The sequence below is a fragment of the Pseudoduganella flava genome (assembly GCF_007830495.1).
Classification (GTDB): domain Bacteria; phylum Pseudomonadota; class Gammaproteobacteria; order Burkholderiales; family Burkholderiaceae_D; genus Rugamonas; species Rugamonas flava.
In genome coordinates this window covers 323,137-343,786 of sequence record NZ_VLKW01000008.1, presented here as the reverse complement: position 1 = coordinate 343,786, position 20,650 = coordinate 323,137, and the positions used below count along the sequence as shown (strand labels likewise).

At 68.0% G+C, this 20,650-nt stretch carries 20 protein-coding genes and 1 pseudogene; 9 read left to right on the top strand and 12 right to left on the bottom strand.

The genetic code is table 11. From position 1 onward, the window contains the following. Positions 1-703: IS1595 family transposase (locus IP92_RS20995; RefSeq protein WP_145878719.1), on the bottom strand; the 703-nt coding region annotated here is incomplete at its 3' end. A 183-nt stretch (positions 704-886) separates the two neighbouring features. Between IP92_RS20995 and IP92_RS20990 the strand changes: the two genes are divergently transcribed. After that, complete coding sequence (locus IP92_RS20990; RefSeq protein ID WP_145878716.1) at positions 887-1,717, top strand: universal stress protein; 831 nt, start codon at positions 887-889, stop codon at positions 1,715-1,717. Here IP92_RS20990 and IP92_RS20985 read toward each other — a convergent pair whose 3' ends face one another. Next, positions 1,718-5,260 (bottom strand): indolepyruvate ferredoxin oxidoreductase family protein, encoded by a 3,543-nt coding sequence (locus tag IP92_RS20985; protein WP_145878712.1) that lies wholly within the window; start codon positions 5,258-5,260, stop codon positions 1,718-1,720. Between the two features lie 129 nt (positions 5,261-5,389). Between IP92_RS20985 and IP92_RS20980 the strand changes: the two genes are divergently transcribed. Further along, the gene (locus tag IP92_RS20980) at positions 5,390-5,857 is read left to right on the top strand and encodes an Lrp/AsnC family transcriptional regulator (RefSeq protein ID WP_145878709.1); all 468 of its coding nucleotides are present in this window, start codon (positions 5,390-5,392) and stop codon (positions 5,855-5,857) included. A gap of 4 nt (positions 5,858-5,861) precedes the next feature. On the opposite strand, the gene IP92_RS20975 is transcribed toward IP92_RS20980, so the two are convergent. Both IP92_RS20975 and IP92_RS20970 read right to left on the bottom strand, forming a co-directional pair. Then, positions 5,862-6,062 (bottom strand): DUF2905 domain-containing protein, encoded by a 201-nt coding sequence (locus tag IP92_RS20975; protein ID WP_145878707.1) that lies wholly within the window; start codon positions 6,060-6,062, stop codon positions 5,862-5,864. A 56-nt stretch (positions 6,063-6,118) separates the two neighbouring features. Continuing rightward, positions 6,119-7,285 (bottom strand): 4-hydroxybenzoate 3-monooxygenase, encoded by a 1,167-nt coding sequence (locus IP92_RS20970; RefSeq protein WP_145878705.1) that lies wholly within the window; start codon positions 7,283-7,285, stop codon positions 6,119-6,121. Between the two features lie 120 nt (positions 7,286-7,405). On the opposite strand from IP92_RS20970, the gene IP92_RS20965 reads away from it, so the two are divergent. After that, positions 7,406-8,296, top strand: coding sequence for a helix-turn-helix domain-containing protein (locus tag IP92_RS20965; protein ID WP_145878703.1), 891 nt, complete (start codon positions 7,406-7,408; stop codon positions 8,294-8,296). Positions 8,297-8,305: 9 nt separating this feature from the next. On the opposite strand, the gene IP92_RS20960 is transcribed toward IP92_RS20965, so the two are convergent. Further along, the gene (locus IP92_RS20960; protein ID WP_145878701.1) at positions 8,306-9,073 is read right to left on the bottom strand and encodes an IclR family transcriptional regulator domain-containing protein; all 768 of its coding nucleotides are present in this window, start codon (positions 9,071-9,073) and stop codon (positions 8,306-8,308) included. 99 nt (positions 9,074-9,172) lie between these two features. Between IP92_RS20960 and IP92_RS30815 the strand changes: the two are divergent. The 5 genes and pseudogenes from IP92_RS30815 to pcaCD all read left to right on the top strand — a co-directional run. Then, positions 9,173-9,265, top strand: a pseudogene (locus IP92_RS30815) (hypothetical protein); the annotation flags it as partial. Between the two features lie 21 nt (positions 9,266-9,286). Further along, entirely contained in the window at positions 9,287-9,904 is a 618-nt protein-coding gene (pcaH, locus tag IP92_RS20955; RefSeq protein ID WP_371860953.1) for a protocatechuate 3,4-dioxygenase subunit beta, read from the top strand. A gap of 9 nt (positions 9,905-9,913) precedes the next feature. Then, positions 9,914-10,417: a peptidase associated/transthyretin-like domain-containing protein gene (locus IP92_RS20950; RefSeq protein WP_145878696.1), complete on the top strand. Its 504-nt coding sequence runs from the start codon at positions 9,914-9,916 to the stop codon at positions 10,415-10,417. A gap of 8 nt (positions 10,418-10,425) precedes the next feature. Then, positions 10,426-11,826 carry a 3-carboxy-cis,cis-muconate cycloisomerase gene (gene pcaB / locus IP92_RS20945; protein ID WP_145878693.1) on the top strand — a complete coding sequence of 467 codons (1,401 nt, stop codon included), beginning with the start codon at positions 10,426-10,428 and terminating at the stop codon, positions 11,824-11,826. Next, on the top strand, positions 11,823-13,082 hold the full coding sequence (gene pcaCD, locus IP92_RS20940; protein WP_145878691.1) for a bifunctional 4-carboxymuconolactone decarboxylase/3-oxoadipate enol-lactonase PcaCD: 1,260 nt from the start codon (positions 11,823-11,825) through the stop codon (positions 13,080-13,082). The genes pcaB and pcaCD overlap by 4 nt, the downstream gene beginning before the upstream one ends. Before the next feature lie 342 nt (positions 13,083-13,424). Here pcaCD and IP92_RS20935 read toward each other — a convergent pair whose 3' ends face one another. Genes IP92_RS20935 through IP92_RS20925 form a run of 3 tightly spaced genes read right to left on the bottom strand, consistent with a single transcriptional unit; the run spans position 13,425 to position 16,618 of the window. After that, positions 13,425-14,600, bottom strand: a complete 1,176-nt coding sequence (locus IP92_RS20935; RefSeq protein WP_145878689.1) for an ABC transporter substrate-binding protein — start codon at positions 14,598-14,600, stop codon at positions 13,425-13,427. Between the two features lie 24 nt (positions 14,601-14,624). Beyond that, positions 14,625-15,581 (bottom strand): PDR/VanB family oxidoreductase, encoded by a 957-nt coding sequence (locus IP92_RS20930; protein ID WP_145878687.1) that lies wholly within the window; start codon positions 15,579-15,581, stop codon positions 14,625-14,627. Further along, a complete protein-coding gene (locus IP92_RS20925) occupies positions 15,578-16,618 on the bottom strand; it encodes a Rieske 2Fe-2S domain-containing protein (protein WP_145878685.1) in 1,041 nt (346 codons plus the stop codon). Before IP92_RS20925 ends, IP92_RS20930 begins: the two co-directional genes overlap by 4 nt. Before the next feature lie 106 nt (positions 16,619-16,724). Here IP92_RS20925 and IP92_RS20920 point away from each other — a divergent pair, with 106 nt between their 5' ends. Continuing rightward, on the top strand, positions 16,725-17,207 hold the full coding sequence (locus IP92_RS20920) for a MarR family winged helix-turn-helix transcriptional regulator (RefSeq protein ID WP_145878683.1): 483 nt from the start codon (positions 16,725-16,727) through the stop codon (positions 17,205-17,207). 28 nt (positions 17,208-17,235) lie between these two features. Here IP92_RS20920 and IP92_RS20915 read toward each other — a convergent pair whose 3' ends face one another. Genes IP92_RS20915 through IP92_RS20900 form a run of 4 tightly spaced genes read right to left on the bottom strand, consistent with a single transcriptional unit; the run spans position 17,236 to position 20,585 of the window. Further along, positions 17,236-17,937, bottom strand: a complete 702-nt coding sequence (locus tag IP92_RS20915) for an ABC transporter ATP-binding protein (RefSeq protein WP_145878681.1) — start codon at positions 17,935-17,937, stop codon at positions 17,236-17,238. After that, positions 17,930-18,700 carry an ABC transporter ATP-binding protein gene (locus tag IP92_RS20910; protein ID WP_145878679.1) on the bottom strand — a complete coding sequence of 257 codons (771 nt, stop codon included), beginning with the start codon at positions 18,698-18,700 and terminating at the stop codon, positions 17,930-17,932. Before IP92_RS20910 ends, IP92_RS20915 begins: the two co-directional genes overlap by 8 nt. Further along, positions 18,697-19,716: a branched-chain amino acid ABC transporter permease gene (locus IP92_RS20905; protein ID WP_145878782.1), complete on the bottom strand. Its 1,020-nt coding sequence runs from the start codon at positions 19,714-19,716 to the stop codon at positions 18,697-18,699. The genes IP92_RS20910 and IP92_RS20905 overlap by 4 nt, the downstream gene beginning before the upstream one ends. Before the next feature lie 5 nt (positions 19,717-19,721). After that, a complete protein-coding gene (locus IP92_RS20900) occupies positions 19,722-20,585 on the bottom strand; it encodes a branched-chain amino acid ABC transporter permease (protein ID WP_145878677.1) in 864 nt (287 codons plus the stop codon). Positions 20,586-20,650 lie beyond the last annotated feature (65 nt).

Below are 20,650 nucleotides of genomic sequence, written 5' to 3'. Positions count from 1 at the left end.
CGCCGTCGCTGACCAGCAAGGCGTCCCGCGCCAGCACCGGTTTCAGGTAGCGCAGCAGGCGCTCTGCGTCCGGCTCGCCCCGGCCGGCATGCACAGCGTGCGTCGTGGCGCCGCGATCGCGCGCGACCAGCACGCACTCGTGCTGCTGACTGATGCCGCGGCACGCGGCCCTGCCACCGCGCTTGCGTGGCGGCCGGTCGAGATGGCGCGAGCCCTTCTGCGATTCGAGGACGTAGGTCTCGTCAGCCTCGACGATGCTCTTCAGCGTTGGCGGCTCCTCGCGGCGCACGGCGGCGACGAACCGGTGGCGCCAGCGAAAGCTGGTCGACTTCGCGACCGCGACGCGTTCGGCGGCCGCGCGCACCGTGCGTGACTCGATCAAGCACTGGAAATAAGGGAGACATTTGTCGCGATGCCGCAGGCGCGCCAGCGGCGTACCGGTCAGCGCATTGAAGCTGTGCCGGCAGGCGATGCAGCGATACCGCTGCAAGCCATTGGCGTGCCCGCTGCGATGGCAGCGCGCATTGCCGCAATGAGGACAGGCACACCGCCCCTTCGCTTGTTCGATCAGGGCCAGGCAGCGCCCCGGCGACTCCAGCGCGGCGAGCCAATCACGCAAGCAAGCGATCTCGTCAGCCGACAGCGGCAGCTGAGCCAGCGCGCGGAACAGGTGCTGAAAGCCCATCGTGCCCGTCGTGCCCATGCTTGCCTCCTGCTATCGATGAGTTATCCCAACAGAAGGTAAGACGGCGTTGACGCCTGGAATTTCCCCAACCTTACGCGAACAGCGCGAAAATGAATGTGTTTGATCGCAGTCAATGTTTCCAACTTCCCGCCACCGCACACTGCATTACCAGCGATACACATCAACACGGGGGAGCCTCGCATGTCCTACAAAACGATCCTGGTCCACGTCGACCTGTCCGAACAAGCGCCGCGCCGCATCGGCACGGCCGCCCGCCTCGCGCTGGAGTTCGATGCGCACCTGACGGGTGTCGCCTCGACGGGCCTGTCGAACTTCATCCACCCTGGCACTGCCGAGCTGTCCGGGGGCCTGCTGGCGGCCCGCTACGACGAGCTGATCGCCGATGCGCAGACTGGGCTGGACCGCTTCGAGGCGCTCGTCCAGCACGCCGGCGTGCCGTCGTTCGAACGGCGGCTGGCCAGCGACGATATCGACGGCGGCCTGGCGCTGCATGCGCGCTACTGCGACCTGTCCGTGTTCACCCAGGCCGACCCGGCCGGCGGGCCGCTGGCATCGCACGACCTGCCCGAGTACGTGGTGCTGAACGCGGCCCGGCCCGTGCTGCTGCTGCCGCGTGCGGGCCATGCCGATGTCTTCGGCACGAACGCACTGATCGCCTGGGACGGCAGCCACGAGGCCACCCGTGCCGTCGCGTTCGCGCTCCCGCTCCTCAAGCGCGCGCGCCGCACCGTCGTCGCCGTGCTCGACCCGTGGCGCGGTAACGCGCATGGCGACCAGCCCGGCGCCGACCTGGCGCTGTACCTGTCACGCCATGGCATCGCAGTTGAGGTGCGCGTGCAGCTGGGCCGCGTCGACCGGGGCGACGCGCTGCTGACCCTCGCAGCCGACCAGGGTGCCGACCTGCTCGTGATGGGCGGCTATGGCCACGCCCGGGCGCGCGAACTGCTGCTGGGCGGCGTCACCAAAACCATCTTGCGCAGCATGACGGTGCCGGTGCTGATGGCGCACTGATCACGCGGCGCGCGCCGCGCCCGCGCCCAGCTGCGCGCGCAGCCGTGCTGCTTCCGTGCGCACCTTCTCCAGCGCGGCATGCTTCACGTGGCCGTAGCCGCGCACCTGTTCCGGCAGCTGCGCCAGCTTCAGCCACACGGCCTTGTCCTCTGCCGTCACCCGTGCGCACAGTTCGTCGACGAACGCCAGGCACTCGTCGCGCCAGGCCCGCTCGGCGCGGCGCTCGGCCGTCCAGCCGAACGGATCGAACGGCGTGCCGCGCAGCCGCTTGCCCGGCGCGAGCAGCCGGAACACGGGCAGCATCCAGCCGCCGACGCGAATCTTCGCCGGCACATCGCTGCCAGGCTTGCGGCGCGCCAGCAGCGGCGGCGCCAGGTGGAACGCCAGCTGGAAGTCGCCATCGAACTGGCTGTCCAGCTGGGTGCGCAGCGTGGCGGCATGCAGGCGCGCGACCTCGTACTCGTCCTTGTACGCCATTGCCTTGTACAGCGACCGCGCGACGGCCTTGGCCAGCGGCTGTTTCGATTGCGGCCCGTCGAGGTCGCGCTCGCGCCGCTCCACGCGCCGCACCGCCTCCACGTAGCGCTGCGCGTACGCGGCATCCTGGTACTGCGCCAGCCGTGCGGTGCGGTCGGCGATCAGCTCTTCCAGCGTCGCTGGCGGCGTGAAGCGCACCACGGCCACGGGCTTGCCGGCCAGCCTATCGAGCACCGCCCCATCGGCGGCGGCCAGGCGACCCAGCAGCAGCGCCTTGCGGTTCATCGCCACGGCCACCCCGTTCAGCTCCACGGCGCGCAGCAGCGCGGCCATGCCGACGGGGACGAGGCCGCGCTGCCACGCATAGCCCAGCATCAGCATATTGCCGGCGATCGGCTCGCCCAACAGGCGCGTCGCCAGGTCCTGCGCGTCGAGCGCATGCACGTGCGCGTCGCCGGCCGCGCGGCGCAGCAGTGCCAGCAGGCCCATCACGTCGTTGCTGGCATCCGGGTTGCGCGTGAACGCGGCCGTCGGAATCTCGCGCTCGTTGGCGATCACCTGCGTATGGCCATGCCGCATCACCGCCAGCGCATCGGGCATCGCGCCGACGACGGCGTCGCACGCCAGCACAGCGTCGGCCTGTTGCAAGTCGATGCGCACCTGGTTCAGCGCCGTGGGCGTGCGGGCGATGCGCACGTGCGACATCACGGCGCCGCCCTTCTGCGCGAAGCCCATGAAGTCCAGCGTCGAAGCGCCCTTGCCTTCCAGGTGCGCGGCCATCGTCACCAGCGCGCCCAGGGTAACGACGCCCGTGCCGCCGACGCCGGCCACCAGCATCTCGAACGGTTTGTCGAACGCGGACGCCGGCGGTGGCGGGAACGCGGCCAGCGCGCGTTCGATCTGCGCCTCGTCGATCGTGGCGGCCTGCGGCTTCTTCAGCTGCCCGCCCGTCACGGAGACGAAGCTGGGGCAGAAGCCTTCCACGCACGAGTAATCCTTGTTGCAGGAAGCCTGCTCGATCTGGCGCTTGCGGCCCAGCGGCGTCTCGAGCGGCACGATCGACAGGCAGTTCGACTGCACGCCGCAATCGCCGCAGCCTTCGCATACTTCCGGGTTAATGACGACGCGCCGCGGCGGGTCGACCATCTCCTTCTTTTTCCGGCGGCGGCGCTTCTCGGCAGCGCACGTCTGGTCGTACACGAGCACCGTCACGCCAGCCGTGTCGCGCAACTGGCGCTGCACCACATCCAGCTCGGCGCGGTGATGCACGGTGACACCGGTCGGCAGCGCCACTTGCGCGTAGTTCTCCGGCTGGTCGGTGACGACGACGGCACGCACCGCCCCTTCGGCCAGCACCTGCTCGACGATCTGCGGCACCGACAGCTTGCCGTCGACGGGTTGGCCGCCCGTCATCGCCACCGCGTCGTTGTACAGGATCTTGTAGGTGATGTTGGTGCGCGCGGCCACGGCCTGGCGCAGCGCCAGCAGGCCGGAATGGTAGTAGGTACCGTCGCCCAGGTTCTGGAACACGTGCTTGCGTGCGACGAAGCGCGACGCGGCCGCCCACGTGACGCCCTCGCCGCCCATCTGCGTCAGCTGCACGGTATCGCGCTCCATCCACGTGGCCATGAAGTGGCAACCGATGCCGGCAATGGCGACGCTGCCTTCCGGGACTTTTGTCGACGTGTTGTGCGGGCAGCCGGAGCAGAAGTACGGCGTGCGCACGGCAGTGCCGGCCGGCGCCTTCAGCTCGGCCGCGCAGAACGCCGGCAGGTACTGTGCCAGGTCCAGTTGCGGCAAGTGCGGCGCCAGCCAGCGGATCAGCGCCGACGCGATGCGCGATGGCCGCAGCTCGCCCAGCGCGGACAGCAGCGGCTGGCCTTGCGCATCCGTCTTGCCCAGCACTTGCGGGCGCACGGTGCGGTTGTACAGGTGGGTTTTGAGCTGCTGCTCGATGACGTCGCCCTTCTCCTCGACGACGAGCACTTCGGCCAGGCCGTCCGCAAAAACATCGAGCCGTGACGGCTCCAGCGGCCACGTGAGGCCCGGCTTGTACAGCCGGATGCCCAGCTCCTCGAGCCGGTCGCGCGTCAAGCCCATGCGCTGCAACGCTTCGATCAAGTCGAGGTAAGCCTTGCCGGCACTGATAATGCCCAGCTTCGCCTCGGCCGGCTGCGTGACGAAGCGGTCGATCGACGGGTTGGCGCGGGCGAACGCGCGCACCGCGTTCAACTTCTCCGCCACGCGCTGCTCGATCTTCAGGCTGGGCAGGTCAGGCCAGCGGTAGTGCAGACCGTCCGGCGGATACGTGTAGTCCGGCGCCGCGAACGCGGGTGCCGGCGGCAGCTCGACGACGGCACCGCCTTCGACGGTTTCCGAGATCGCCTTGAAGCCGACCCACGCGCCGGAAAAACGCGACAGCGCCCAGCCGTACAGGCCGAACGACAGGTATTCCTCGATATTGGCCGGGTTCAGCACCGGCATGCTCCACGCGATCAGCGCCTGCTCGCTCTGGTGCGGCATCGACGACGACACGCAGCCATGGTCGTCGCCCAGCACCACCAGCACGCCGCCGTGCGGCGACGAGCCGTAAGCGTTGCCGTGCTTGAGCGCGTCGCCGGAACGGTCCACGCCGGGGCCCTTGCCGTACCACAGCGCGAACACGCCGTCGACCTTGCGGGTCGGATCCGTCTCGACCTGCTGCGTACCCAGCACGGCGGTCGCGCCCAGGTCCTCGTTGATCGCCGGGAGGAACTCCACGTCGTGCGCCTGCAGCAGGTCCTGAGCGCGCCACATCTCCTGGTCGACGGCACCCAGCGGCGAACCGCGGTAGCCGCTGACGAAACCGGCCGTGCGCAGGCCATTGGCGTCGTCGAGCTGGCGCTGCGCCAGCATCAAGCGCACGAGGGCCTGCGTGCCGGTGAGGAAGACGCGGCCGCTGGTGCGGGTCAGATTGTCCTGCAGCTGATAGTCGGGATCGACGACGGCGCCGTGGCCGGCCGATGGTGTGACGGTGCGCTCGGCGGCTTCGTGGGCCGCTTGCGCGCGCGGATTGATCGCGTTCATTGTTATTCCTTGCCTCGTGGGCTGTAGTCTCCGTGCGGAAATGATAAGTTCGCCGGGACGGAATAATTTTTCTCGTTCTTTTAAAGTGTGCTAGGTTTCCGGAATATTCCTTTCGAAATACACCGAATAATGAAAAATTCCTCTCTCGACCCTGCTTCGCTTAAAATCCTTGCCGCGCTGCAGAAGGATGGCCGCATGTCGACGGCCGAACTGGCCGAGGCCGTGGGCCTGTCCGCCACGCCGTGCTGGCGGCGCCAGAAGGAGTTGGAGGACAGCGGCTACATCGCCCGCTACGCGGCCATCGTCGACCGGCGCAAGGTGGGGCTGATGGTGTGCTGCCTGGCGCACGTGACGCTCAACCGGCACTCGGCCGGCGTCGTCGAGGCGTTCGAGGGCGCGATGCAGGCGCGGCCCGAAGTGGTCGAGTGCTACGAGACGACCGGCAACTCCGACTACACGATCAAGGTGATCGTGCCGGACATGGAGGCCTACCAGAACTTCCTGCACGAGGTGATGTTCAAGCTGCAGGGCGTGGCCCAGGTGAACACCAGCGTGGCGCTGCGCGAGGTGAAGTACCAGACGGCGCTGCCGCTGTAGGCCGTCAGCGGCGCAGGAACCAGATCACGAGCGACACGATCACGGAGATGACGAGGCACGTGACGATCGGGAAGTGGAACGAAAAGCCTTCGCGCACCACATGGATGTCGCCGGGCAGCCGGCCCAGCGGCAGCTTGCGCAGCCAGGGCCAGGCCAGGCCGACGGCCAGCAGCGCGAGGCCGAGCACGATCAGGGTTTGCCGCATGATGGTTCACTGAGAACGTGGATACCGTCAGTGTACCGTGCCCGCGCCGGTACGCGTCAGAACGCGCCCACGTAGTTCTCGGCCAGCGCCTGCGCCAGCGCGCGCGAACCGACGACGTTCTCCAGCTCCGCGCGCTGCATCGCCCGTTCGAACGGCGTGGCGTCGGCGAACGTGTGCAGCATGCGGGTCATCCACCACGAGAAGTATTCGGCGCGCCAGATGCGTTGCAGCGCGCGGGCCGGGTAACCGTCCAGCAGCGCCGTGCCGCCGCCGCGGTAATGGCTGTCCAGCGCCTCGGCCAGGAAGCGCACGTCCGAGACGGCCAGGTTCATCCCCTTCGCGCCCGTCGGCGGCACGATGTGGGCGGCGTCGCCGGCCAGGAACAGCCGGCCGTGGCGCATCGTCGTGCAGACGAAGCTGCGCATGCCGATGATGTTCTTCTGGAAGATGCGGCCTTCGTTGATGCGCCAGCCGTCACTCGTCTCGACGCGCGCATGCAGCTCGGCCCAGATGCGGTCGTCCGGCCAGTGCTCGACGCTGTCGTGCGGGTCGCACTGGAAGTACAGCCGTTGCACGGTCGGCGTGCGGGTGCTGATCAGCGCGAAGCCCCGTTCGTGCTGCGCATAGATCAGTTCCTGCGACGACGGCGCCGACTCGACGAGGATGCCGAACCAGCCGAACGGATAGGTGCGCTGGAATTCCTGACGGGCGCTTGCCGGTATGGCATTGCGCGCCACGCCGTGAAAGCCGTCGCAGCCGATGACGAAGTCGGCCTCCAGGCGTTCGTGCTCGCCCCGGTACGTGAACGTGACGGTGGGCGCGTCCGTGTCGATGCCGCCGATCGCCACGTCGGCCACTTCGAACAGGATCTGGCCCTGTGCCGCCAGGCGGGCCGCGACGAGGTCGCGGATCACTTCATGCTGCGGGTAGACGGTGATCGCCTTGCCCGTCAGTTCCGTCAGGTCGATGCGGTGGCGGCGGCAGCCGAACGCCAGCTCGATACCGTGGTGCAGCGCACCCTGTGCGCGCATCCGTTCACCGACGCCGGCATTGGTGAGGATGTCCATCGTGCCCTGTTCGAGCACCCCGGCGCGGATCGTCGATTCGATGTCGGCCCGGCTGCGCGTCTCCAGCACGACCGATTCGATGCCCTGCAAATGCAGGAGGTGGGACAGCAGCAGGCCCGCGGGGCCGGCGCCGATGATGGCTGCCTGGGTACGCATAAGATGTCTCCGTCTTGTATTAATTCTTTGGTTAGACGGATCGTACTGCCCCAACCGCGAGAAAAAAATGGATGAAGCGGGGAAAAGCTTGTACTATTTTACGCAGCCGCCCATGAGACCATGAAGAGACTGACCCGCGAGATTCCCCAGTTCGCCCTGTATGGCGACAATACGCCGATCGACAACGCCGAGTTCGTGCACATCGAGACGATCGAGGCACGCAGCCGCCTGTACGACTGGCACATCGGCCCGCACACGCACCGCGGCCTGTTCCAGGTGCTGTTCCTGATGTCCGGCCAGGTCAATGCGCAGGTCGATTCGATGGTGTGGAACTGTGATGGCCCTACGGTGATCACGATCCACCCCAGCGTCGTGCATGCGTTCGATTTTTCCAAGGACGCGCAGGGCTGGGTGCTGACGCTGGACCAGAACGTGGTGCTGTCGGTGGACCTGTTCGCGCCGCTGTTCGTGCGCCCGCAGGCGCTGCGGCTGCACGAGAATCCCACGCTGCAGGAACGTGTTTCCGCGCTGCTGCAGCAGCTGATGCTGGAAGTGGCCGGGCCCCGCTACGGCCGCGCGCTGATGCTGGAATGGCTGGCGCGCAGCGTGCTGTTGCTGCTGGTCCGGCTGGAAACGGAGCGCCGCCTGGCGGACCAGTCGGGCCGCCTCGAGTTCGAACTGTTCAGCCGCTTCCGCGCGCTGATCGAGGAGCACTTTCGCGAACAATGGCTCGTCGGCCGCTATGCGGACGAGCTGCGCGTGACGGCGCCGCGCCTGAACCGGCTGTGCATGAAACTGGCCGGCAAATCGGCGTTCGAGATGACGCAGGACCGGCTGATGCTCGAAGCGTGCCGCAACCTCACCTACGTGCCCGCGTCGATCGCGACGATCAGCTACGAGCTGGGCTTCCAGGACCCGGCCTACTTCAGCCGGCTGTTCCGCAAGCGGATGGGCGTGACGCCGAAGGAATTTCGCGAGCGGGCGCACAACGCGACCGAGCAGGCGGCCTGACGCCCTGCCCTACAACAGCGCCGACAACTCGGCCTGGATCTTCACCATCGCGGGCAGGCAGCGCTCCACCATTGCGTCGAGCGGCATACGCCCTTCGTGCACGCTGACGTTCATCGCGGCGACGATCTCGCCGCGGAAGTTGCGCAGCGGGACGGCGATGGCCCGCAAACCCAGCTCCAGTTCCTGGTCGACCAGCGCATAGCCCTGCTCGCGCGCCCGCGCGATCTCCAGTGCGAGGCGTTCGCGGTGCACGATCGTGTGCGCCGTGATCCGCTCCGGCTCGACGGTGGCGAGATACCGCTCCACCTCGTCCGGCGGCAGGTGTGCCAGCAGCACGCGGCCGTTCGCGGTGCAGTAGGCGGGCACGCGGGTGCCCGGCTGCAGCGTCGTCGACACCAGGCGGCCCGCGCTGACGGCGGCCACGCAGACCAGCTGGCCATCATCGAGCACGCCGCACGACGCGGCCTCGCCCAGCGAATACGCGAGCCGGTACAGCAGCGGTTGGGCGATGCGCGGCAGCCGCGCCGAATGCAGGTAGGACTGGCCGAGCCGCAGCACGGCCGGCGTCAGCGAGAACAGCTTGTTCTCGTGCCGCATATAGCCCAGGTGCGTCAACGTGATCAGGTAGCGCCGCGCGGCGGCCCGCGTCAGGCCAGTGCGCGCCGCCACTTCGGCGATCGTCAGCCGTGCGCGTTCCTGGTCGAATGCCTCGATCACCTGCAAGCCTTTTTCCAGCCCGGCGACGAGGTCGCGCGGCAGCGGTGCGCCCTGCTCCATCAAATATCTCCTGTTTTGTGCGATTATCGCACAAGGTGTGCGAGTAGCGGACGCCCCGTGCATTGCCCCGCTTGAGCGTCCCGGCCGCAATTGCCTACCATGGTCGCACCCCGATTACACAAGGAGACCTGCGTGAAATTCGACACCGTGCCGCCGGGCGTCTACCCGGACCTCGTCTACCCGCCCTATAAATCCACCGTCAAGCGCGGCCCGTTGCTGGCGCCGCTGCGCGTCGCGGCGGCGCTCCCCGTGACGGCGAACATCGCGATGCCGTCATCGACCATCATCGGCGCGAACGTCGACTTGACGCGGCCGGACGGCTGCGCGGGCGAGGCCATCGGCGAGCGCATCGTCGTGACCGGCCGGGTGACGGACGAAGACGGCAAGCCGGTGCGCAATTCGCTGGTCGAGGTCTGGCAGTGCAATGCGGCGGGCCGCTACCGCCACAAGAAGGACCAGCACAACGCGCCGCTGGACCCGAACTTCAACGGCTGGGGCAAGATGCTGACGGACGACGACGGCCGTTACCGCTTCGTGACGGTCAAGCCGGGCCCCTACCCGTGGGGCAACCACCACAAGGCGTTCCGGCCCGCGCATATCCACTTCTCGCTGTTCGGGAACGTGTATGCGCAGCGGCTCGTGACGCAGATGTACTTCCCGAACGACCCGCTGTTCGACTACGACCCGATATTCCAGAGCATTCCCGATGAAGCGGCGCGGCGCCGCCTCGTCTCCCGCTACAGCCTGGAAGAGACCATGCACGAGCACCTGCTGGGCTATGAATTCGACATCGTCCTGCGCGGACGCGATGCCACCCCGATGGGAATTTAAGGACACCACATGAGCAAGATCACCACTTCGCAGACGATCGGCCCGTTCTCGCACGAGGCGTGGCAATGGGCGGTGGACCTGTCCGACCGCGCCGAGCCAGCCGCACACACCGTGACGATCCACGGCATCATCCACGATGGCGACGGCGTGCCGATCGACGACGCCCAGCTGGAAGCATGGACGCCGCACGCTGCCGGCGCCGAAGCGCGGCAGCCGATGGCGGGCTTCCGGCGCATTCCCAGCGGCGCCGGCGGCGAGTTCGCTTTCCGGCTGTCGCTGGGCGAAGGCGAATCCGATGGCCCGGCGGCCTTTGTCACCGTGTTCGCGCGCGGCCTGGTAAAACACCAGTTCACGGCCGTGTTCCTGGAAGATGGGGCCCCATCACCGCTGCTGGCGCAGGTGCCGGAAGAACGCCGCGCGACGCTGCTGGCCCGGCGAGAGCCGGACGGCAGCTACCGTTGGGACATCCATATGCAAGGCCCGCACGAGACGGTATTCTTCGACTACGTGTAAGGGAGAGCATGAGCGTATCGATCTTCGACAGTTTCCTGACGACGGGCGACATGATCGCCGTCTTCGACGATGCTGCCATCGTGCAGGCGATGCTGCGCTTCGAGCAGGCGCTGGCCGCCGCGCAAGCGGAGGAAGGCGTCATCCCGGCCGCGGCCGCGCGGGCCATTGCGGGCGTGTGCAACGCGCAGCTGTACGACATCCCGGCGCTGATCGCCGCCAGCCGCCGCGCCGGCTCGCTCGCGATCCCGCTGGTGAAGGAGCTGACCCACACGGTGGGGCTGTACGACAAGGAGTGTGCCGCCTGGGTGCATTGGGGCAGCACGAGCCAGGACGTCGTCGACACGGCGATGGTGCTGGCCACGCGCGACGCGCTGGCGCTGATCGAGGCCAGCCTCGCGCGGCTGTGCGACAGCCTGCTGGCACTGGCCGCGGCGCACGTCGACACACCCGTGCTGGCGCGCACGTTGATGCAGCCGGCGCAGGTGACGAGCTTCGGCTGGAAGGTGCTGGGCTGGACGGCCCCGCTGCTGCGCGCCCGCGCGCGACTGCGTGAGGCGGCCGCGCGGGCGCTGCGCCTGCAGCTGGGCGGCGCCGTCGGCACGCTGGCCGTGCTGGACGAGCATGGCGATGCCGTCGCGCAGCGCGTCGCGCACGAGCTGGGCCTGCAAACAGCCGACGCGCCGTGGCATACGCAGCGCGACGAATGGGTGCGCCTGGGGATGGAAATCGCAGTGCTGACGGGCAGCCTGGGCAAGCTCGCGACGGACCTGGCGCTGATGGCACAGGGCGAGGTGGGCGAACTGGCCGAACCTTCCGGCCAGGGGCGCGGCGGCTCGTCGGCGATGCCGCACAAGCGCAATCCCGTGTCGGCGATGATCGCGCTGGCCGCGGCCGGCCGAGCGCCACAGCATGCCGCCGCGCTGCTGCAGGCGATGGGCCAGCAGCACGAGCGAGGCCTGGGCAACTGGCAGGCCGAACTGGCCGAATGGCCGCCGCTGTTCATCGGCGCGCATGGCGCGCTGCAGGCGCTGAACGACGCGTTCGACGGCCTGACGGTCGATACGGCCCGCATGCGCGCCAATATCGATGCGTTGCAGGGGCTGATCTTCGCGGAGGCGCTGTCGATCGCGCTGGCCGCCGCGATCGGCCGCCCGGCGGCACACGCATTCGTCGAAACGCTGTCGCAGCGGGCGGTACGCGAAGGCCGCCACCTGGCCGAACTGCTGCCGGAAGCGATCGCCGCGCACGACGACCTGCGTGAGCGCTGCGACATGGCGGCGTTGCAGGCGCTGTTCGACCCGGCCGTTGCCGCGGCACCGGCCCGGCGGCTCGCGGTGCGTCAGCTCGCTCAGTTGCGTTCTCAATTGCGGCAGGAAGCCGCATCCTCCACGATGGAATCCGCACGATGACCTACGACCCCTTCCAGCACGACTTCGAGCGCGGCCTGCGCAACCGCCGCCGCATCCTGGGCGACGAATGGGTCGACCGCTCGCTCGACAATGCCACCGACTTCAACGCCGAGTTCCAGAACCTGATCACCCGCTTCGCATGGAACGAAATCTGGGGCCGGCCCGGCCTCGAAGCAAAGACGCGCCGGGCGATCGTCCTGGCGATCACGATCGCGCTGGGCCGGTGGGAGGAATTCGAACTGCACGTGCGCGCCGCGCTGCTGGGCGGCGAACAAGGCATGGCGCCGGACGAAGTGAAGGAAGTGCTGATGCAGTCGGCGATCTATGCGGGCGTGCCGGCCGCGAACACGGCGTTCGCGCATACGCAGAAGATCCTGCGCGAAATCGGCGAACGGATCGGCTATGCACCGGCGGCAGCCGCACCGGCGCAGGCGGTTCATCCGGGCGTGGGCCGCACAGGCCGCACAGGCAGCCGTCCCGCGCTGCACTACAGCGTGCGTGAACCACGCCATGGCGGCGCACCGCGCCACACGATCGTGCTGAGTCACGCGCTGGGCATGGACCTGTCGATGTGGGACGACCTGGCGAACGAACTGGCGCTTGAGTGCCGCGTGATCGCCTACGACCACCGCGGCCACGGCGGGTCGGACGCGCCGGACGGCCCATACGACATGGCGGCGCTGGCCGACGACGCGGCCCGGCTGCTGCTGGAGCTGGCGACGGGGCCGGTCATCTGGATCGGGCTGTCGATGGGCGGCATGGTGGGCCAGGAACTGGCGCTGCGGCACCCGAAGATGGTGCGCGCGCTGGTGATCGCGAACTCGACGTCCGGCTACCCGGAAGCGGCCCGCGAAGGCTGGCGCCAGCGCGTCGCGACGGTGCGCGAACACGGCCTCGAAGCGATCGCCGACACCGTGATGGCCCGCTACTTCCACCCCGCGTTCCGCGCCGCGCAAGCGGCCACAGTAGCCCGCTGGCGCCGCCGCCTGACGAGCACCGACCCGGCCGGTTACGTCACCTGCTGCGACGCGGTAGGCAACGTCGACACGACAGCCCGCCTGCCCGGCATCGTCGTGCCGACACTGGTGATCGCGGGCGCACTGGATCAGGGAGCGCCGGTGGCGATGTCCGAAACGATCGCCAACGCGATCCCGGGCGCACGGCTTGTCGTGCTGGCGGAGGCGTCGCATATTGCGGCGGTGGAGCAGCCGGTGGCGTTCAGCCGGGCGGTGCGGGAATTCCTGGCAGGGCTGTAGCAGAGACCGGATTTAATGCCGAGCCCGTGTCCCTTTAGTGCCAGGCACCAGGGGACACAGCCTCGACTGTAGGAAACGTTCTCATGCTACCTACTGCTGAGCTTATGTCTCTTTGGTGCCTGGCACCAGGGACACGGGCTCGACCGTAGCAAACGTTATCATACTATCTACTGCTAAGCTCGTGTCTCTTTGATGCCTGGCAGTGGGGCCATGGCCCCACGGGACACGGGCTCGACCGTAGCAAACGTTCTCATGCTATCTACTGCTAAGCTCGTGTCCCTTTAGTGCCAGGCAGTGGGACCATGGTCCCACGGACACAGGCTCAGCTATTGAACCACGCCCTCAAACACCCGGGTCCGCCACATTCTCGACCTTGTCGAACTCGACGTTGTACATCCCCCCATCCACCTGCGCGGCCCTGCGGATGTACACGGTCTGCACGATGTCGCGGCTCGTCGGGTCGATGCGGACGGGGCCGCGCACGCTCGTCCACGCCATGCCCTTCATCGCCGCCAGCAGTTGCGCGCCGTCGGCGTTGCCGTTCGTCTTTGCCAGCGCCTGGTACAGCAGGTGCATGCCGTCGTAGGCGCCCACCGAGTGGAAGTTCGGGCGCATGCCTTTGTTCGCCCGCGTGAACGCTTCCACGTAAGCCTTGTTTCCCGGTGACGGATGCGCGGCCGAGTAGTGATGGCTGCTGACGACGCCGTCCGCCGCGTTGCCGATGCCCGTCATCAGGTCGTCGTCCAGCACGTCGCCCGTGCAGATCAGCCGGACGCCGGCCGCGGCCAGGCCGCGGTCGTTGAACTGCTTCAGCACGGCCGCACCCTCGCCCGACGGCACGAAGACGAACAGCGCGTCCGGCTTCGCATCCTTGACGCGGGCTAGGAACGGCGCGTAGTCGGGATTGCGCAGCGGCGCGCGCAAGGCGTCGAGTACCTTGCCGCCGCCTGCCGTAAAGCGCTTCCCGAACACCTTTTCGGCATCCAGGCCCGGTCCGTAGTCCGTCACCAGCGTCATCGCCCGGCCCACCTTGTTCTTTGCCGCCCAGTCGGCCAGCGGCGCCGTCACCTGCGCCAGCGTGAAGCCGGTACGCACGATGTACGGCGAGCGTTGCGGGATGATCGACGTCGCCGCCGCCATCACGATCATCGGCACCTTGGCCTGCGTCGCGACGGGTGCCGCAGCCAGCGCCAGCGGTGTCAGGCCGAAGCCCGCCAGCACCTGCACCTTGTCGCGCGCCACCAGTTCCTGCGCGAGGCGCTTCGTCACGTCCGGCGACACGCCGCCGTCGTCCTTCAGCACAATCTCGATCTTGCGGCCGGCGACGGTGTCGCCATGCTGTTGCTGGTACAGCTTCACGGCCGCTTCGATCTGCCGCCCCGTCGAAGCGAACGGGCCGGACATCGGCACGATCAGCCCCACCTTCAACGGCGGCGCGGCAAATGCGAATGTGGGCAGCAGTCCCGCGGCGGCCGCGCCCGCGAGCAGGGCGCGGCGCCTGGCCTGGTATGTCGTCATGTCTCCTCCTTTGGTTTTTTGTCGTTACAGATCCAGCACCAGCAACGGGCTTTTCGCCCGCGAGCAGCACGGCGTGAAGTGATCGTTGGCGGCCTGTTCCTCCTCCGTCTGGTACAGGTCGCGGTGCTCCGGTATGCCTTCCAGCACGCGCGTCAGGCATGTGCCGCAGATGCCCTGCTCGCACGACACCGGCACGTCCACACCTTGCTCCTGCAGCACTTGCACGACGCTGCGCCCCGGCGGCACCGTGTACGTCGCGCCCGTGCTGGCGATGCGCACGTCGAACGGCTGCTCGCCTTCCGCCGGCGCCTCGGGCACCGCGCCGAAGTACTCGCGATGCAACCGGTCGTCGCCCCAGCCGAGACCGCGCGCTGTCTCCAGCACGTGGCCGATGTAGCCGGCCGGGCCGCACACGTACAGGTGCGTCCCAGGCGGACATTGCGCCAGCACGGCCGCCACGTCCACGCCCGTGCCTTCGCTGGCGACGTGCAGGTGCACGGACGCTGCGAACGGCGCCTCTTCCAGCCGGCGGCGGAATGCGGCGCGCTGCGGCGAGCGCACGCTGTAGTGCAGCGCGAACGGCAAGCCCTCCTTGTGCAGGTGCTCGGCCATCGCCAGCAGCGGCGTGATGCCGATGCCGCCGGCGAACAGCACGCTGAAGTGGCGGCCTTCGTGCAGCGCGAACTGGTTGCGCGGCGCGCCGACCTCCAGCTCGGCGCCTTCGGCAAAGCGCTCGTGCAGCGCCACGGAGCCGCCGCGCGATTCCGGCTCGCGCAGCACGCCGATCACATAGCGGTGCTGCTCATGCGGCGCATTGCACAGCGAGTACTGGCGCACCAGCCCCGGGCCCAGGTGCACGTCGATGTGCGCGCCGGCCGTAAACGGCGGCAGCGGCGCGCCGTCCGCGGACACGAGCTCGTAGCTGCGGATTCCTTCCGCCTCGTCGATCCTGCGCGCGATCTTCATCCGCAGGGTGCTCATGCCGCCACCTGCGCCTGCTGTTCGCGCGCGAGCCACCGCTCGATCACCTTGCGCGACTGGACGCCGCCCGCATCGATGTTCAGCATCAGCAGCTTGCGCTCCGGGTGGCGCAGGATGTTGGCCTGCTGCTGTTCCAGCATCGCCCGGTCCTCGCCGAAGATCTTGCCCTGGCCCGTGCGGATCGTGTCGGTCAGCGCGGCATCGCTTGGTTTGAAATTGCGCGCCATGCCCCAGAAGTACCAGTGCGTGGTGTCCGTCTCCGGCGTGATGAAGTCGACGACGATCGACGATGCCTTCACGTCGGCCGGCGCGTCGTAGCCGCCCCGCCCCGCCAGCGCGACGCCGACTTCGATCAGCACGTGGCTGGGCGGCGTGAAGTGGCAGATCTGCCAGCGGTCGACCGGCACGTCATCCGGCAGGCCGTTGCCGCGCAGCGCCGCCTGCCAGAATGGCGGCGGCATCACGTTCTGCATGTGGCGGCTCGTGATCACCTCGTCGCCGACGGTCTTCGTCGTGACGGACGCCTCGTCGATCTCCTTCTGCCCGATCGACGACGCGTGCACATAGGTCTCGTGCGTCAGGTCCATCAGATTATCGATCATCAGCCGGTAATCGCAGCCGATGTGATACAGGCCGCCGCCATATGCCCACTGGGGGCTGACAGCCCATTCCAGGTGCGGGATCGCGGCCGCATCGGCCTGCGCCGCATCGCCCGGCCACACCCAGATGAAGCCATACCGTTCGACGGCCGGGTAGCTGCGGATGCATGGGAAACCGCGCACCCGCTGGCCGGGCATCGCGACGGGCTTGCCGTCGCAGCCCATCTGCAGGCCGTGGTAGCCGCATACGAGCGTGCCGTCCCGCACGAATCCTAGCGACAGCGGCGCGCCGCGGTGCGGGCAGAAATCCTCGACGGCCGCGACGCCCTCGGCGCCGCGATAGAACACGATCTTCTCGCCACAGATCTGGCGCCCCAGCGGCCCGGCGGCGATTTCATCGGGCGTGCAGGCAACGTACCAGGCGTTTTTCGGGTACATGGTGTCTCCTCCTTTTGCTATATGATGCACTTTGCATATTCAGTGCACTGAATGTTTGGGCCAGTATAGTCCCGTCCGATTCGAATGAACCACATTTTTTACGCCCATGGACCATGACGAACTGAGCGACCTGCTCGACCTGCACGAACACCCCGGCCACCTGCTGCGACGCGCGCAGCAGATCTCCGTGTCGATCTTCCACGACGAATTGCAGGGCGCGCTGACGCCCGTGCAATACGCGCTGCTGCGCACCCTCGCCGCCCGCCCCGGCATCGACCAGGTGACCTTGGCGGGCCTCGTCGCGATCGACACGTCGACGGGCGCCAGCGTCTGCGCCCGGCTCGAAGAGAAGGGTCTGCTGGAGCGCAAGGTCATCCCCCACAACCGCCGCCAGCGCGCGTTGACGATCACGCCGGCGGGAAGCCAACTGCTGAAGCACCTCGACCCGGCCGTCCACCGCCTGCGCGAACGCCTGCTGGCGCCGCTGACGGATGACGAACAGCGGCAATTCATGACGCTGCTGAACAAGCTGGTGCTCGAGAACAACGAACAAAGCCGGGCACCGCTGGCCAGGCCCGACGCCGCTTAAGCCAACGGACCATGAACGCGACCTTAGCCTACGCCACGGCCACCAGCCGATCCAGCTTCGCGCCGTCGTCCAGCAGCGACTGGCTGTCCGAATCGTGCACGATGCAGCCGCGGTCCAGCACGATGGCGCGCTGCGTCAGCGACAGCGCCAGCCGCGCATGCTGTTCGACGACGATCACCGCCAGCCCCTCGTCCCGCACCAGCCGCTTCATCACGCCCAGCAGCTCCTGCACGATGATCGGCGCCAGGCCTTCCATCGGCTCGTCCAGCAGCAGCATGCGCGGGTTCGTCATCAGCGCCCGCGCGATCGCCACCATCTGCTGCTCGCCGCCGGACAGCTGGTTGCCCATGTTCGCGCGCCGCTCCTGCAGCCGCGGGAACAGCTCGTAGATCCGCTTCACGTCCCATGGCCCCGGCCGCGCGACGACCGTCAGGTGCTCCTCGACCGTCAGCGACGGATACATATGCCGCTCCTGCGGCACCCAGCCCAGCCCCGCGCGGGCGCGCCGGTAGGACGGCACCTTCGCGATGTCATTGCCGGCCCACCGGATCGCGCCCTTGTGCAGCCGCGTCAATCCCATCAAGGTGACGAGCAGGCTCGTTTTGCCGACGCCGTTGCGCCCCAACAGCGCCAGGCTGTCGCCTTCGCCCAGCGCGAACGACACGTCTTCCAGCACGACGGATTCGCCATAGCCGGCCGTCACCCGCTCCACCGCCAGCAGCTCAGTCATGACCGCCCTCCCCCAGGTAGACTTCCTTCACGCGCGGGTCCGCCGCGATTTCCGCGGGCGTCCCTTCCGTCAGCACCTTGCCGCCGACGAGCACCGTGATCCGCTCGGCGAAGCGGAACACGAGACCCATATCGTGTTCGATGAAGAGGATCGTCACATCGCGCGGCAGTTGCGCGATCACTTCGAACAGCTCGCGGCTCTCGGCCTGCGGGATGCCGGCGGCCGGTTCGTCCAGCAGCAGGATCTTCGGCTGCGTCGCCAGCGCCAGCGCGATTTCCACGAGCCGCTGCTTGCCATAGGCCATGCCGCGCGTGACGCTGTTGGCCTGGTCGGCAAGACGCAGCGACTGCAGCAGCGCCATCGCCTCGTCGACGACGTCGCGATGCTGCGCCACCGTTTTCCACCACACGTTCTGCAGGCCGCGCCGCTCGCTGATCGCCAGCACGACGGATTCCAGCACCGTCAGCCCGGCGAACAGCGTGTTGATCTGGAACGTGCGCGTCATGCCGCGCTTGACGCGCTGGTGCTGCGGCAGCCGCGTGATGTCCTCGCCGCCCAGGTACACGCGGCCGGCGGTCGGCGCGAAGCCGCCCGTCAAGAGGTTGATGAACGTCGTCTTGCCGGCGCCGTTCGGGCCGATCAGCGCATGCCGCGCACCGGGCGCGAACGTCAGCGACACGTCGCTGTTGGCCTTGAACGCGCCCCAGCTCTTCGACAGGCCTTCGGTCCGCAATGTGGTATCGATCATCGTGGTATCGCTCATTTGCCCTCCTTGCGCTCGCCCAGCCGTCGCACGATCTTCGCGGCGCCGCCGACGATGCCGCCCTTCGCGAACAGCACGATGCAGACCAGCAGCAGCCCGATCCAGAATTGCCAGTACGTGGGATTGATGCCGGCGATGCGGTCCTGCGCGATCATGAACACGGCCGCGCCGATCAGCGCGCCGTACAGCCGCCCCGTCCCGCCCAGCACCAGCATGATCAGGAGCTCGGCCGAACGGGGAAAGCTCAGCACATCGAGGCCGACGAACTGCGTCGTCTGCGCCAGCAGCGCGCCGGCGACGCCAGCCACCACCGCGCCCACCGTGAACACGGCACGCAGCCGGCGGTTGACGTTCGCGCCGATCGCCGGCATGCGCCGTCCACCTTCGCGGATGCCCGTCAGCCCCAACCCGAACGGCGAATGCACGAGGCGCCGCAGCAGCACGAACACGGCAAACAGCACCACGTAGCTGTACACGAACGCCGTTTTCCCCTGCAGGTCGAACTCGAAAACGCCCAGCAAATTGGACACCATCATGCCGGACAGGCCATCGACGCCGCCCGTCAGCCACGATGCCTTGTTGGCCGCCTCGAACAGCATCAGGCCGATGCCCAATGTGACCATCAGCCGCGTCAGGTCCTGGCCACGGACGACAAGGAAGCTGACGATCCAGCCGAACAACCCGGCAACCACGGCACCCGCGAGCAGGCCGGTGACGGGCTCGCCCCAGCCATGCACGGCCAGCAGCCCGGCCGTGTAGGCACCCAGGCCGAAGAATGCGGCATGGCCCAGCGAGACGATGCCCGCGTAGCCGAGGATCAGGTCCAGCGACAGCGCGAACAGCCCGACGATCATGATCTGGCTGGCCAGCACCAGGTAGTCCGGGAACAGGAACCAGCTCGCGACCGGCAGCAGCCAGAACATCAGTTCAGGGGCCTTCCAGCGGCCGTCCGGCAGGCGCGGTGCAGGCAGGGGCACAGGCGGCGTCACGACCTGGTCGACTTCAGCGTGCGACATCGCATTCATGCTTTCCTCCGGATCAGGCCAGCGGGGAACAGGATCAGCAGCACGACCATCAACGCGTAGATGACGAACGCGCCGATCTCCGGCACATAGTATTTGCCGGCCACGTCGAACACGCCCAGCACGACGGCGGCCAGCAGCGGCCCCGTGATCGTGCCGGCGCCGCCGACGGCGACGACCAGCAGGAAGTACACCATGTACTTGACGGGGAAGCTGGGATCGAGCCCCAGCACGTCGATGCCCAGGCCGCCGCCGAGGCCCGCCAGGCCCGAGCCCAGCGCGAACGTCAGGCTGAACACGCGGCCGACGTTGATGCCCAGGCCTTCGGATGCCGTCTGGTTATCGACGGAAGCGCGGATCTGCGCGCCGAAGCGGGTGCGCTCGATCAAGAGGCCGAGCGCCCCGGTGACGAGGACGACGACGGCGATCAGGAACAGCCGGTAGCTGCCCACTTCAAGGCCCAGCAACGACACCTGGCCGCGCAGCCAGTCCGGCAGGGTGACCGGTTGCTGCGTCGGGCCGAAGAAGTACGTGGCACCGGCCACCGCCATGAACGTCAGGCCGATCGAGAACAGCACCTGGTCCAGGTGGCTGGCCTTGTACAGCCGGCGGTACAGCGTGCGCTCGAGAACAAAGCCCGCCAGCGCTGCCGCGAGGAAGGCCAGCGGCAACGTGGCCAGGAACGGCACGCCGGCGCGATCGAGCAGCAGCACGCACACGTAACCGCCCAGCATCGCGAACGCGCCGTGCGCCAGGTTGATGAAGTTCATCATGCCCATCGTAACGGACAGGCCGACACTGATCATGAACAGCAGGCTGCCGTACGCCACGCCGTCGAACAGGACACCGATCACATTACCCATCGGCGCCCCCAGCGAGGTTGATTGAAGCGAGGTTGTTTCATATTGTCTCCTGATTCTCCAAGCCG